The organism is Glaciimonas sp. PAMC28666, assembly GCF_016917355.1.
Taxonomy (GTDB): domain Bacteria; phylum Pseudomonadota; class Gammaproteobacteria; order Burkholderiales; family Burkholderiaceae_D; genus Glaciimonas.
The window spans coordinates 1,869,183-1,883,546 of record NZ_CP070304.1; the positions used below are offsets into that span (position 1 = coordinate 1,869,183).

15 protein-coding genes are annotated in these 14,364 nt (G+C 50.8%); 7 read left to right on the forward strand and 8 right to left on the reverse strand.

What is annotated here, in order from left to right; all coding sequences use genetic code 11:
• Positions 1 to 23: 23 nt before the first annotated feature.
• From JQN73_RS07970 to JQN73_RS07980, 3 genes are all read right to left on the reverse strand, one after another.
• On the reverse strand, positions 24 to 311 hold the full coding sequence (locus JQN73_RS07970; protein WP_205322543.1) for a zf-TFIIB domain-containing protein: 288 nt from the start codon (positions 309 to 311) through the stop codon (positions 24 to 26).
• Positions 312 to 437: 126 nt separating this feature from the next.
• Positions 438 to 1,064: a Bax inhibitor-1/YccA family protein gene (locus JQN73_RS07975; protein ID WP_205323257.1), complete on the reverse strand. Its 627-nt coding sequence runs from the start codon at positions 1,062 to 1,064 to the stop codon at positions 438 to 440.
• Positions 1,065 to 1,164: 100 nt separating this feature from the next.
• Complete coding sequence (locus JQN73_RS07980; RefSeq protein ID WP_205322544.1) at positions 1,165 to 1,575, reverse strand: HPF/RaiA family ribosome-associated protein; 411 nt, start codon at positions 1,573 to 1,575, stop codon at positions 1,165 to 1,167.
• Positions 1,576 to 1,669: 94 nt separating this feature from the next.
• Here JQN73_RS07980 and nhaR point away from each other — a divergent pair, with 94 nt between their 5' ends.
• Entirely contained in the window at positions 1,670 to 2,590 is a 921-nt protein-coding gene (nhaR, locus tag JQN73_RS07985; RefSeq protein ID WP_205322545.1) for a transcriptional activator NhaR, read from the forward strand.
• A gap of 47 nt (positions 2,591 to 2,637) precedes the next feature.
• Here nhaR and JQN73_RS07990 read toward each other — a convergent pair whose 3' ends face one another.
• From JQN73_RS07990 to JQN73_RS08010, 5 genes are all read right to left on the reverse strand, one after another.
• Positions 2,638 to 3,450 carry a glycine betaine/L-proline ABC transporter ATP-binding protein gene (locus tag JQN73_RS07990; protein WP_205322546.1) on the reverse strand — a complete coding sequence of 271 codons (813 nt, stop codon included), beginning with the start codon at positions 3,448 to 3,450 and terminating at the stop codon, positions 2,638 to 2,640.
• A complete protein-coding gene (locus JQN73_RS07995; protein ID WP_205322547.1) occupies positions 3,447 to 4,328 on the reverse strand; it encodes a proline/glycine betaine ABC transporter permease in 882 nt (293 codons plus the stop codon). The genes JQN73_RS07990 and JQN73_RS07995 overlap by 4 nt, the downstream gene beginning before the upstream one ends.
• A 1-nt stretch (position 4,329) precedes the next feature.
• Positions 4,330 to 5,418, reverse strand: coding sequence for an ABC transporter substrate-binding protein (locus JQN73_RS08000; RefSeq protein WP_205322548.1), 1,089 nt, complete (start codon positions 5,416 to 5,418; stop codon positions 4,330 to 4,332).
• A 113-nt stretch (positions 5,419 to 5,531) separates the two neighbouring features.
• A complete protein-coding gene (locus JQN73_RS08005) occupies positions 5,532 to 6,359 on the reverse strand; it encodes a phosphate/phosphite/phosphonate ABC transporter substrate-binding protein (protein WP_205322549.1) in 828 nt (275 codons plus the stop codon).
• Between the two features lie 132 nt (positions 6,360 to 6,491).
• On the reverse strand, positions 6,492 to 7,451 hold the full coding sequence (locus JQN73_RS08010) for a fatty acid desaturase (protein ID WP_205322550.1): 960 nt from the start codon (positions 7,449 to 7,451) through the stop codon (positions 6,492 to 6,494).
• A gap of 517 nt (positions 7,452 to 7,968) precedes the next feature.
• On the opposite strand from JQN73_RS08010, the gene JQN73_RS08015 reads away from it, so the two are divergent.
• The 6 genes from JQN73_RS08015 (at position 7,969) to JQN73_RS08040 (ending at position 14,339) form a co-directional block, all read left to right on the forward strand.
• Positions 7,969 to 8,157 carry a Blp family class II bacteriocin gene (locus tag JQN73_RS08015; RefSeq protein WP_205322551.1) on the forward strand — a complete coding sequence of 63 codons (189 nt, stop codon included), beginning with the start codon at positions 7,969 to 7,971 and terminating at the stop codon, positions 8,155 to 8,157.
• 198 nt (positions 8,158 to 8,355) lie between these two features.
• Positions 8,356 to 8,544 carry a Blp family class II bacteriocin gene (locus tag JQN73_RS08020; protein ID WP_205322552.1) on the forward strand — a complete coding sequence of 63 codons (189 nt, stop codon included), beginning with the start codon at positions 8,356 to 8,358 and terminating at the stop codon, positions 8,542 to 8,544.
• A 157-nt stretch (positions 8,545 to 8,701) separates the two neighbouring features.
• Complete coding sequence (locus JQN73_RS08025; protein ID WP_255542207.1) at positions 8,702 to 10,801, forward strand: peptidase domain-containing ABC transporter; 2,100 nt, start codon at positions 8,702 to 8,704, stop codon at positions 10,799 to 10,801.
• A complete protein-coding gene (locus JQN73_RS08030) occupies positions 10,798 to 11,637 on the forward strand; it encodes a hypothetical protein (protein WP_205322554.1) in 840 nt (279 codons plus the stop codon). Before JQN73_RS08025 ends, JQN73_RS08030 begins: the two co-directional genes overlap by 4 nt.
• Positions 11,638 to 11,766: 129 nt before the next feature.
• Positions 11,767 to 12,921, forward strand: a complete 1,155-nt coding sequence (locus tag JQN73_RS08035) for an HlyD family secretion protein (RefSeq protein WP_205322555.1) — start codon at positions 11,767 to 11,769, stop codon at positions 12,919 to 12,921.
• Entirely contained in the window at positions 12,918 to 14,339 is a 1,422-nt protein-coding gene (locus JQN73_RS08040; RefSeq protein WP_205322556.1) for a TolC family outer membrane protein, read from the forward strand. The genes JQN73_RS08035 and JQN73_RS08040 overlap by 4 nt, the downstream gene beginning before the upstream one ends.
• Positions 14,340 to 14,364 lie beyond the last annotated feature (25 nt).

The window sequence follows — 14,364 nt, forward strand, 5'->3', positions numbered from 1 at the left end:
CTTTCGATAGGAAAAGACCTTTTTTAATCAAACAACTCTTGCCAAAAGCTCTCTTTCTTTTTGGGGCGATGGCGATTGTCGTGCGATGACGACTCTCTTTCGTGATGATCAGCGCGGTAATTCGGCTGCTGTCGTGCCGATCTGATCGGCGGTTCGTTCACGGGTGCCATCTCAAGCATCGATTGTTCGATGATTTTATCCAGCTCACCTCGATCAAGCCAAACTCCACGACAACTCGGGCAATAATCAATTTCGATACTTTGACGCTCACTCATAACGAGTTCTTTGTCTTTGCAGGTTGGGCAATACATCAATACCTCCTATGGTTGGTCTGATCATCCTCGTCGACACGCTGTCAACGAGGATGATAGTAATGGCACCGCCGACAACTGCGGCCAGCTGGTGCCGGGCGCTCTTTACTCTTTATTCTTTATTCTTTACTCTTTATTCGCAAATCCTAATAACTGCAGCAAGCTGGTAAAAAGATTAAAAATCGATACAAACAAACTTACCGTCGCCATCACGTAATTGGTTTCACCGCCTCGTACGATATTGTTCGTTTCGTAAAGAATCATCCCAGACATCAGCAACACGAAGACGGCAGATACGGTCAGCGATAACGCCGGAATCTGGAGAAAAATCCCTGCCAGCGCAGCCACGAAAGCTACTAATATCCCCACCGTCAACATGCCCCGCATGAACGACAGATCACGTTTGGTAACTAATGCGTAAGCCGACATGCCCAGGAAAATCGCTGCAGTCCCACCCAATGCCATCATCACCGTCATGGTGCCGTTTGGCATCTTCAGGTAATGGCTGATGATCGGGCCCAGCGTGTAGCCCATAAAACCGGTTAGGGCGAATACCAGCCCCACGCCCAGACCACGATCCCGATTCTTGGTCACCAAATATAGCAGTCCGAAGTAACCGGCCATCGTGATCAGAATGCCAGGCCCCGGCAAGCGCAGTGCTGCTGTGACGCCGGCAGTGACGGCACTAAAGGCAAGACAGAGTGATAACAATAGATAGGTGTTGCGCAAAACCCGGCGCGCAGCACCATCCATGACGGTTGTGGTGGGATATCGCGCCGGGTTACTGCGCAGCGTGCTATAGCGGCTATTCAAGTGGTTATTCATACGTGTTTCTTTCTTAAAATAAGTGACATTAAATGAGCGTCGGCTCCGTGGGCTTTTTCATGGGTAACGTCATATCGATGATCGACATGGCCGCCTCCGAAGCAACGATTGCACCGTATTTCTTGTGATGGATCGCTTTCGCCCGCGATAGCAAACGATCCACTACCAGTGCTGCGCGCTGCGCGGCCTGATCGACCATGGCCGCGATGTCGCTGCCTTTTTCGGTGACCACAACCGCTGGCAAACCCGGCATCGTCAAATGAATCTGGCAATGTTTGTCGATGCCGCCTTTAGGACCGTTTTGATCTGTTATGCGGACTTTCAATGTCTGGATGCTGTAATGCGCACGGTCGAGCGTCAGGCATAATCGACGAATGACATACTCACGCAATCTGCGGCTTAGCTTTACCCCTTTTGCAACGATGGTCGGTTTCATCATGACTCCTATTCGTTTTCGGAAAAATCATCATAACGTTGCCCCATTCATTTAAAAAGCGAAGATAATCGAACAATTACTTCGGAAAAACAGAACTATGAAATCACCTGTATTGAATTTTCGACATCTCCATTATTTCTGGGTCGTCGCCAAAGAAGGCAGTGTGACGCGGGCGGCAGAGCGTCTAGGGGTCGCGGTCCAAACCATCAGCATGCAACTGGCGCTACTGGAGCAATCAATCGGCAAAGCGCTCCTGGCCCCACAAGGGCGACGGCTGGTATTGACTGAGGCGGGACGACTGGCGCTGGGCTATGCCGATCAGATTTTTCTGTTAGGCGAACAGATGCAGGAGGCGCTCGCCAATACCAGCAACGACCGCATGTTGCGGCTATCCGTTGGCATTTCGGACTCGCTGCCAAAGTTAATCGCATCGCGCTTACTGGAAGCGGCATTGCGGCTACCCGAGCGCGTCAAGCTGGTCTGTTATGAAGATAAGTTCGAATCTTTGCTGGGCGACCTTACTGTACACAAACTAGATGTTGTGCTAACCGACCGTCCTGCCCCTTCCGGCACCACGTTGCGGGTATTTAGCCATCTACTGGGTGAAAGCGACATCGCGTTATTCGGGACCCCAGAACTGGCGCAGCGCTATCGCGACAACTTTCCTGACAGCCTGAATGGCGCGCCTCTACTCCTGCCGACGCGTAACAATCTGATCCGCGGCCGAATTGACCATTGGTTCGAGACCCGCAGTCTGCGCCCGGATGTCGTCGGCGAGTTTGACGACAATGCGTTACTGAATACATTTGGCCGCAGCGGCCTGGGATTGTTTCCGGCACCGTCCGCACTTGCAGCAGATGTACATGAACAGTTTGGGGCAGAACAAATCGGCAAGCTGGATCAGGTTCACGAGCAGTTTTACGCCGTATCCAATGAACGCAAGATCAAACACCCGGCCATTGAAGCCATCCTTTCGGCCATCCACGGGAGAGTATTTACGCCGACGAAACGGAAATGAATAGGCATTTTCATAGAAATCAGAGGACCTGCTCCAACAATCCGGCGTTAACCTGTTGCCCGTTTTTCCACAAACCGGCGCACGTAATCATCTGCCGGGTGCTGCAAAATATCGGCTGGCGTGCCTTCCTGCACCAGCTTTCCATCGCGTAAAATCGCAATGCGGTTGCCAATCCTTAGGGCTTCGTCGAGATCATGGGTGATGAACACAATTGTCTTTCGCAATGTCGCCTGCAAGGCCAGCAATTGTTCCTGCATTTCACTGCGAATTAACGGATCGAGGGCACTGAACGCCTCGTCCATCAGCACTATATCGGTATTCATTGCCAATGCACGCGCCAGGCCGACACGCTGACGCATACCGCCTGAGAGTGCGTCGGGGTAATTATTTTCATAACCAGCCAACCCCACCCGCTCAATCCAGTCACGCGCGATCACCATACTTGTCGCGCGATGATCGCCTCGCACCAATAATCCATACGCCGTATTCTCCAGCACGGTCTGATGCGGCAGCAGACCGAAATTCTGGAACACCATGCTAATCCGGCGACGCCGCAATTCACGCAGTCCCACGGCATCCAGCGTCAGGATATTTTTTCCATCGATAAATATTTCACCCGCAGTGGGATCGATCAGCCGATTGAAATGGCGGACCAAGGTAGATTTTCCAGAGCCGGACAATCCCATGATGACAAAAATTTGTCCCGCTGCGATCTGCAACGTGACATGGTCGAGACCGACATTGCAATTGGATTCCTGCAAAATGTCACTTTTTGACTTTCCTTCGCGCAGTTGCTTAAGGGCCTCCTGCTCGCGCGGTCCGAAGATTTTCACAATCTGACGTGCTTCGATTTTGATCATTTAAGCGTTTGCTCTTTGGTCTGCGGTTGCTTGAGCGCGATGCGCTGGCGGCGGGTCAAACCATAACCCTGGCTGATACGATCAATCACGATAGCGAGAATCACAATCGCAATTCCCGCTTGCAAACCGGTGCCGGTATCCAGTGTCTGAATGCCTTGCAAAACGTCCTCGCCCAGCCCACGCGCACCGATCATGGAGGCAATTACCACCATCCCCAGCGCCATCATGGTACTTTGATTGATGCCTGCCATGATGCTGGGTCGCGCCAACGGCAATTGCACACCGATCAACAATTGCCACTTGCTAGTCCCGAATGACCAGGCAGCTTCGGTCAGGTCAACATCGACTTGGCGGATACCAAGATCGGTCAATCGGATGAGTGGCGGCAACGCATACACTACCGTCGCAAAAATAGCAGGAACTTTACCCAATCCAAATAGCATCAGAACCGGAATCAGATACACAAAAGTCGGCAGGGTCTGCATCACGTCCAGCACCGGCAACAACAATTTACGCAGCCAGGTACTGCGGGACATCAGTATACCAAGTGGAATGCCCAGCAACAACGTTATCGCAGTCGACACCAGCATTAGCGCCAAGGTCTGCATCAATTTATCCCATAGGCCAAACGCACCAATCAGATACAGCAGCGCGACCAGCAACAAGCCGACCACCAAACGTTGCGTCGCGTGCCAGGCTAACAAACCGATTGCGACAAGAATCAGCCACGGCGGCGCGGCGCGCAAAGCGGTCTCCAACGGCACCAGCACCCACGTCAGTACCGCATCGCTGATCGCATGAAAACTATTGCCGTAATGGGTCACCAGCCACTCAACGCCGCTGTTAATGGCTTGTTTTAAGGAGAGCGAGAAAAACATGTTACTTCACGCTCGCGCTGATCTTGGTCGCGATATCCGCAGGCATCCACTTTTTCCAGATCTCGGGATGCTGTTGCAGAAAACTGTGCGCAACCTGCTGGGCCGTTAATTTTTGATCGGCCATTTCGGCGAGCGACTTGTTCAGCACGTCCAGTGGAATGTTAAATTTTGACAAAAAATTACTCAGCACCGGATCTGCGTTTTTAAAGATAGTAGAAACTCCCACCTGAATCACCGCCTCGGGCGCTGCCGAACCGCAGGGATTCGGATTGTCTTTATTGGCCAGGGTTTTGAAGCACGCGTCGTTGAATGCCGGTTCCTGCAGCTTAATGAATTTGAACTTCCCCATGAGCGCAGTGGGCGCCCAGTAATAAAACAGCAGCGGTTTGCCGCGTTGATAATCCGAGGTAATTGCCGCATCGAGTGCTGGCCCTGTGCCAGGACGGAAGTTGACGTAGCTATCGGTCAGCTTGTAGGCCTTCAATTTTTGGGTATTCACACCTTCGCAGGTCCAACCGGTCGGACAGTTTAAAAAGCGTCCTTTGGAAGGCTCTTCGATATCCTTGAACAACGTTTTATAGGTCGGCAAGTCGGCAACCGATTTCAGCGCAGGGGCCATCGGTTTAATGCCCCGGCTGGCGTCTCCCTTGATCACATATTCCGGCACGTACCAGCCCTCGCTGGCACCGACGATGACTTTGCCGAGAGGGGTCACGCTGCCAGCCTTCGCCGCCGTATTCCACGCATCACTCCGTCCAACCCACTCCTCAGCCAGCACCTGAATGTCATTCTTTGACAGCGCTACTTCCATTGCCACCGTGTTGCCAGGGATGCTTTCCGTCTTACAGTTGTAGCCTTTTTCCATGACTGATCGCATGACTTCAGTCAACACCGAACCGCTCTCCCAGTTGAGACCGGCGAATTTGACAGTCTTGCCGCTCGAGCACCAGGAAGACGCTGTTATAGGTGAGCCGGCAGCTGGCGCAACTGAGGCTGCGGCCAGCACCCCATGGGCAACAAGCCCGCATCCCAGCGTAAACGTCGTCTGCGCAAAAAAGTAACGAAGTTTCCGCTTTGAGTGAATGGTCATTTTTATCGTTGCCCTTATGATGGAATAGTGAAGCGTAGCAGCAGAATCAGTACGCCATATTAATACACTCCAGATACGCTTTCGCGCAGCGCGCGCGCCCCCGGCGACAGTTGCTATGCTATTCGCGGATAGTTCAGTGCGACCGCAAATTCCTCCATAGCGGTGATGGCTTGATAGTCTTCTACCCTGGTGCGCGCCAGACCAACTAGTCGCAACGGCGCGACGATTTGATCATTTTTACACACTGCCTCTAATGCCTCCATTACCATTGCCGACTGTGCCTGATTAAGCTGCAATGATGCAATAAAAGGCAATCCGGGCGCGGCCAGGCTCTCTTGCAATACCCGCAGCCCAGTAATTTTTTCGGGAAAATAATGCGCGATATGGGCAAACGTCACGCAATCAATTGCCGCCAGATCGGCTTCGCTCCTTTGCAGCATCGCCAAACTCTCAAGATGCGAACCCGATAACCGTACCTTATCAAAAAATTGGCCTGCGCGCGCAAACGGCGCGACCGTATGACGCAATGCATTCATGCCGCTATGTGATGTTGACTGATTGACCGCACCGCTACACCCACGGAAATCAGCTAATGCACGAAGTGGTTTATCGGGATTGCGATGTCCGTACGCTTCGTTGGTGACGATCAGGCTGCGATAATAAAATCCGTGACATCCCGCCACGTTATACACCGGCGTCCCCAGAAGTCGCACGCGCCCCCGCAAAGAGGTGGTTAGAGGGTAGCCGCAGGCTTGGCTAAACAACAGGTCTGAGCGCAGCCAGAATCTCTCCAGATCGTCGATCTGGTGCACGATTTCAATCTCTTCCCGCCAACCACGTGCCTGCAGCGCCGCGATGACGGCAATCAGGAAACGCTCATAATCGGCGGCGAGAGTCGCGCCGATGTTATACATCGGCAGTGCAACTTTCCAAGTCTGCATTTTTTGATGGTTGTTTGACGAATGGGCCTATTTTAGAGCGTCTTCGAGCAGACCGTTTGAGATTACTGGAAGCGGTACCTTACGCGCAACATCGGACGAAAACGGTCGAGGGCAAGGCAGTCGATGCTGCCGTTATAGCACGTAGCGCACGGCGGCAATCGGATGAAGGGGAGCATCAATTGGATTAAACCCATGATCGCGGATCAGACCGCCATATCCATGGAGATTAAAACCGCCACAGCGCTTTAGATAGTCTGTCCGATCGTCCTGATACACGCGCGCAATCAGATACCATGGCAAGCGCGGCAAATCGTGGTGTACCAGATGGTAATTGTTGTTCAAAAATAAGATGCGCATCGGCAAGCCAGTTTCATTGATCACGATCCGATGCTTGCAATCGGGGGCCGCCCTATGTTCAAAATAAGAACGGACCATCGCCAACGACATGGCAGGATAGGCAATAAATAATAGGTAGTACCACCAGGAAATTCCGAAGAAATGCTGCATCCCCGCCAGCATGCCAGCCAACAATCCCCCATGCGTCAGCCCCATCCGAACATAGCGAAAATCGCCGCATGAAACTTGTTGAAATGCGACTTTCCATGTGTCGAGAATAGCCATTGATGGTCCAACCAGCATCCGCCCCCAAAAGGTCTTGCGCCAACGATACAGGGTCCGCATGTGGCGACCACTCGCCTGCCACACAGCCGCGTCGACATAATGGGTTTCCGGGTCAAGCCCTGGCAGGGTCAGGTCGGCGTCGTTGTGATGGCGTAGATGACTCTCCCGATAGAGGGTATATGGGTACCAGACTGCCAGCGGAGCGTACGCCAACATTTTATTTAACCAAATATAACGCGTGGGATGCCCGTGCATAATTTCATGCTGCAAGGACATAAACCAGACGCAAAAGCCGATCAGCAATAGCGTTGTCGGTAATAACGTCAGATTGAAGCGAAACCATAAGGTGAGCGACCAACCTCCATAAATACCAATCACCAGCAGCCAGGTCGGCCACTCCGTGCGCGCCATCCAGGTCGCCAGATAGGTAGCGATTCGTCGCTGTTGGCTGTCGCCCAGATATTCCGCCATATCGCTTCTTCACCTCATTATCGGCTTACCCCTACCTTCAGTAAGGAGCGAACATCAGAACGCTCAGCGCGTGATGGCTATGCAGCACCGCGCAACGGGAACACCAGATTTGAGGAGACAAAACGAATTAAATAAATTATTCATATGCTAAATTCGCATATAAAAAAATACATCCGGCTGTTTTTTTGTTCAGCAGACCGGTATTACTCTCTTTTAAGTTGCATGGTCGTCCACATTCATTCATTTGCCATTTCTTAGCTGAGGCAACATAACCACATTCGTCTTTTTTAAAAATAAAACCCCCGGATTAATCTCGCTTTGCTACCGACAAATCTTTCTTTTTTTATGACATTTCCGGTCTATCCATAGAACATTCTAAATTTTTAAAAGTCGTCGGAGGAATGACTTTAACGGACGTCATTTCGTATATATTCGCATCTCGCAAATCAGGCGCATACATATATTTTTCCATTTATATGGATCGCCTTTATTTTTTTAATTATAGGAAATACGAATAATGACTTCAGCAAAAAACACCATGATGACAATTGACTTGCAAGACCTGAACGCCGTTCAAGGCGGTTCTTGGGTGGGTGCGGCGGTAGGTGGCTTTATTGGCGCTGGCGCAGGTGGCCTCGCTCTAAATCCGGCAGCGGTAATTTTTGGTGCCATGGTTGGCGCAGCTATCGGCTCACAAATTTCTTGAAGTAAAACTTTAATATCGAACGGCTAGCCGTTCGGAACGGGAATACCTTACGAAAGAAAGCCATATTCGGATGCGCAGGATATTCATTGCGCATTCAAATTTTTTAAGGACTTCCCATCTTCTCTCTGCTGCATTATTCGAAGGCACAGAGAGAAGCGCTACATTTTTAAATTCATTTTTTACGTACAGGAACACATTATGACCGCATTACATAACCCAATGATGACTATTGACTTACAAGACTTGAACGATGTCCAAGGCGGTTCGTGGACGGGTGCTTTGATCGGCGCTGGTGTTGGCGCTGGCATGCTTGGCGTCTCCGGTCATCCGGTCCTGGCTGGAATTGGTGCCGTCATCGGCGCTGTTGTCGGCTCACAAGTTAGTTAATTCAGGTCGCGTTTCGTGCTCCTCGCCGTTCGCGGCGAGAGCTGTCCATGAGGACAAGCGCGCCGAACACGCTAGATAGCCATCGCACGTTAACGTTCTTATAGTTTCCTTCTTATTTTTGCCTTTTTCGATTCAATTTTTAACTATTATTCACATCGTGTTCTCCATTCCATTTCGCAAAAAAACGCCTCTTGTCCTCCAGACCGAACCTACAGAATGTGGCTTGGCATGTCTCGCAATGGTATTGGGGCACTATGGTCATAATCTGTCACTGTTCTCTTTACGTCGCGAGTATGCGGTCAGTATCGATGCCGGCATGTCGATGCTGGATCTCGCCAAACTGGCGATACGCTTTAAGCTGACGCCACGCGCGCTAAGCGGTCGGGTCGACCAGTTGCAGAGTATTGCGACGCCAGCCATTCTGCACTGGGAAGGTAACCACTATGTGGTGCTCCAGCGCGTCACCAAGCGCTACATTGAAGTGATCGATCCGGCATTAGGAAAGCGTCGTTTTACCCATCAGGAAGCGGAAGCAAAATTTACCAGTTTTGTACTTGAATTGGCCCCAACGCCGGAATTCTCACCCAAAAAGACCGGACAAAAATTACGCGCCAAGGATTTCATTGCGCTCGTCAGGGACACCACCGGTCTGCGCACAGCCCGCACCGCGCTGGCCATCATCGGCCTGATTCTCATGTTTATAGGGCCATCGTATATCCAGTTGACTGTTGATAACGCGATTAAGCAGGGCGACGTTGACTACGTGTTAATGATAGGCAGTTTGTTCGGACTACTCTACTTCTTTGAGGTGATCGTCAACTTTGTACAAAGCCTGGCGACCCTTGCGCTGCAAAGTCGCTACACCAGCGCTGTAGCACAGATGATCCACACGCGCTTGATGGACCGCTCCTTGTCGGCATCGACGCGCTCTGGCTCAGGCACCGGCCTCATACTGGACAAGACCGCAACCGCAACGGCGACCTTTGCTGTACACGGGTATCTCGACTTTGCGGTAAAGACAACAGTACTGATTGTCGGTCTCCTTTTTATGATGGCCTACAGCCTAAAACTATCGCTGATTACTTTTTGCTCAATGAGCTTGCTTCTGGTATTTCGCATGCTTTTGCAAGGACGTTATAAGAAAGAATTCGATCAGGAAATCAGCGCACGAGGGCGCTTCGATAATGCCATCGTAGAAAATGAAATGAACATCCAGTCACTCAAAGCCAATGCGATGGAATGGGGGCGCGGGCAAAAAATTGATCAATATTTGCGCGTATTATTGAATTGTACTTATCGCAAAGACCGCATCATGCTATTTCTGACTAGCGGTGGCAATGGGATGATGCAGCTTGAAAAGATTTTGTGTATCGGTTTGGGCGCAACGGCAGTCATTGCAGGCGATATGACGATTGGAATGTTATATGCCTTCGTCCAATATAAATTAATATTTTCCGGTGCCGCTGACCAGTTGATGCAACGATGGCTTGAACATGACGCGCTCGACGTTCCGCTGAATCGCATTCAGGACCACCTGGAAAGCCCCTGCGAAACGTTGGATCGCAACGCAGACAAACGCAATTCATTAGGTTCGGTAACATCCCTGATCGTGCAACACCTGTCGTATAGCTTTCCCGGCCGATCCTCCGCGCTATTTCAAGGCTTGAATTTTTCGATCAACGCCGGAAGCCGTCATTTAATTATAGGCGAGAGTGGCAGTGGAAAAACTACCTTCCTGCGTATCATGTGTGGCCTGGTGACGCCAACAAATGGAACCGTGATTGTCAACGGCAGCGCGTTCGACGACTATCTGCCCCAAGATATCAGAAGTAAAATAAAAATTATCCATGCTGATGAAGACTTCTTTTCCGGCAGTCTTTCCGACAACATCTGCGGATTCTCGGTCGACCCTGATATGGCGCGCATTGAAGAAGTCTGTACATTGGCATGCATCAATGACGTCATTTTAAAAATGCCGCACGGCTATCAGACACCGCTCACCCCCGGCACGCCAATACTCTCTGCCGGGCAACGGCAACGGTTGGCAATCGCCCGCGCTTTATATTCGAACCCCGCCGTCCTGCTATGTGACGAAATCACCGCCAATCTGGATGACAGTACCGCACGTCAGGTTATTGCTAACCTTTGTGCGACCCCAATGGCACTCGTGTTTTGCAGCCATGAACCAGCGCTTTTTTCTACCGATATTACACGTTATGAAATAAAGCAAGGACAGCTGCATCAGGTTTCAGTATGAAAATCATTGGTCATGGTTGGTATGCACGATTAATCTGGTGGATTACCGGCTCAGCTCTATTTTTACATCATCGGCGCTTCGCCCTGAACCATGAGCGTATTTTTTCCAGTATGCAATCATTAAAACGGGAAGATACGTTTTTACGGCATATACAGGCTGACGCGCACATAGGCCGATTTTACAGGACTCTCTGCAGAACAAAGCAAGGCGACGCTTCGCAGCTCATTAAGAACAAAGTCCAGGTGCAGGAATGCCCCGAACTGTTCGCCCCAGCTACAGTGCGTCCCATCATATTTTCGTTGCATTGGGTAGATCTGTTTTTTTGCGTCGCCGGGCTAGCGAACTATTGCTCAAAAAATGGCACAGAGTTGATGGTAATTCGGCGTCAGACCGCAATGAATTTTAACGCCGATGCGATCGTTGCGCTAACTCAACGCTCAGGCGTTACCGTCCATTTCGTCGCCCCGGGTGAACCTGCGCTATTGCAAAAGATTCAAACTCATTTAGACAAAAACTGGCCGGTGCTAATATTAGTCGATCTGTGGGGGAACTACGGTCCAACCCGCACGATTCGTTATCAAAATAAGTCATTGCAAATCTGCACCAGCCCTTTCCTGCTCGCTAAGCGCTTACGCGCTTCAATATTTATTGCGAAGACGCAGGGATCCGCAGCGCACGGTGGGCTCACGATCAAAGTCGACGCAATATCCGATGCCCCAGTTCTTAAACTCGCACCATTGATGCAGCGAGTGACGCAGGATTTATGGGATAGCATCGGCGATGGCTATTGGCTCAGCTGGGATTCGTATCCCAATTTTTTTTATCATTATCCGTAAGCCATGTTCATTCAACGCACGCTCCGCCAACGCATATATCATCAGTTAATTTTTCTGAAGACGACCGCAGTCGAACCCTTTGCACATCCCATTATCGGTATCAAACTGGTGGCTTGGATGTCGTCGATAATGATAGCAATTCTGCTCATCTCATCGATATTGCTATCGCACGCAGAAATACATCCCTCCCGCGGCATCTACATGAGCGCCTCACGCATGGTCGAAATCAGAGCACCAGTCGCAGGAGCACTGATGGCGGTATTTGTCAAAGAAGGTCAGCCGGTAAAACGCGGGACACCGCTATTTTCCGTTGCCCAGACCATTGGTAATGAGAACGGCCCTTTGGTGAACAGTCGTCAATCTGCGCTGCGTTCACAAATAGAAGAGGCAGATAAGAATCTGGCGCTCACCAAGCAGGATATTGTACTTAGCAAAGCCGCATCTGTAGAAAATCGTCGCGCTTTAGAAGCTGAAAAGATACAGCTGCAATCAGCGGGCAAACTCACTGATGACATGATCAGGATCGAACAAGAAAAACTGAATCGTAGCAAGCAACTCCATACCAGCGGGCTCATCACGTTCTCTGATTGGCAAGAGATGAACAAGCAATTCATGTCGCGCCAGCTAGAGCGCATACGTCTGACTCAGCAACAAGATCAGAACCGTAAGCAACTACAACAGGTGTCGACAGATCTAGCGCGTGAATTGGGTCGCATCGAAAAATCCAGTAACGATATCGCTTCGCAAAAATTCACACTGATACAGAACATCAGCACCATGACTGAGGACGTCGTCACCGCTTATGCGCCCAGCGATGGCGTTATTGTCGATGTATTGCAGGTATTGGGAAACAATGTGCAGGCCGGCCAAAAATCGGTTGTGACCATGGAGGTAGCGAATCAAAAAGACGCAACACCACGCGTTATCGCCTATATCGGCTCTCAGGATATCGGCACGATTGACACCAACTTAAACGCGCGCCTCTGGTTCGACGCTTATCCGGCCGATACCTATGGCACCTTCCCCGCGCGTATCGAACGGATTTCCAAAATGCCCATCAGCAATCCCGATAATATGCCAGTCAAACTCAAGGCCGGACAAACCTACTACCAGGCAACCTTAAGACTGGAACAGCCCTACGACCGGCACGGAAAATTGCTAGTCCTTTCCGATGGCTTGAGTCTGACGGTCGATCTGGTCGGCGAACGCAAGACCGTACTGGAATGGGTCATCGCACCGATTAATCGCATCCGCGAACGGGTTTTTTCGCGCACGTCATCATGATAAAGAATTTAAAATTTACCACCATATCTCTGCCGCAATCTCCGGGAAAGGTACGCCGTTTTGTTCGGATGGTGATTCAAGCCATCGGCTTTCTCGGTATCAGCGCGCACCTTGCCCATCATGCTGTTGCCGCCGATCTTTCCGAGGTTTACCAGGCAAGTGTTCAAAGCAATCCCCAATTCCTGGCTGCGCAGGATACGTATCGCGCACAGCAGGAAAAAATGCCTCAGGCACGCTCGATGTTTCTACCAAAGGTCAGCGCCGATGCCTTTGCGCGCCGTCAGGGGAAGTCCGCCATATCGATTCAGGACACTGAAGTACCGAGTGCCTGGTATGACAGCCAGGGTTATAGCTTGTCCGTATCGCAAGCGCTGTTTGATCCTTTGGCGTTACCGAATTATCGCCAGGCCCAGCTGATCAATTTGTTAGCCGCCGTTGAGTTTGCACAAGCTAAACAGCAATTAATTCTCACCGTTGCAAAGACCTATTTTGAAGTATTGTCTGCCACCGACGACTTACGTTTAATCCGTGACCATTGCCGCATGTTGCGCGAACAACTGACAATGAACCAAAGGCGTCTTGAAGCTGGTGCGGCCACGATCATGGATACCAATGAAACCGAGGCACAATATAATCTGGGTAAAGCCGATGAAATCCGTGCGCTTAACCAACTAGCATTAAAAAAAGCCGCGCTTGGCCAGATCAGCGGCTTGCACCAACCAAGTCTATTGGCACTCAGCGATACACTTACTCCAGTGCCGGAGGCTCTGGAGCAACTCGCCGCATTTGAAGAGCAGGCAAAACGTGACCATTATTCCGTCCAGCATGCTACGCTGTCACTAGCGATTGCACGTAACGAAGTAAAGAAATCGCGCGCAGGATACAGTCCAAGTGCCAGCCTGGTGGCAAGCCACGATTATCAACGCATTCAAAATACCGACACACCGCAATTGCTCCTGAACGGCGGCCATAACAATCGGATCGGGTTAGAAATCCACATGCCGATTTTTGACGGCCTCATCACCAATAGTAGAGTAAATGAAGCGGTTGCCTTGAAAAGCAAGGCAGAAAATAACATGGAAGAAGCGCGCCGTGTCGCCAGGCTCGACGTTCAGGAGGCCTACCTCAACCTGCATAGCGCCGCCGCCCGTGACGCCGCACTTAGAAAGGCGGAGCAATATGCAAGTAAAGCGGTGGATGCAAATCGCCTTGCATTTGAAGAAAATATGCGTCTGAACACTGACCTGCTGGAAATCGAAAATAAACGCTACCAAATTCAACGGGATTTGCTGAAGGCGCGCTATGAAATGCTGCTGGAGGGTCTGAAATTAAAAGCTGGAATCGCCGCCCTGACCGAAGCCGACATAGCGGATCTGAATAGTTTGTTGCGACACAAGACGGTTTCGAAAGCACTGTAAGGGCATCTCCTGGCCGAAGCATAGC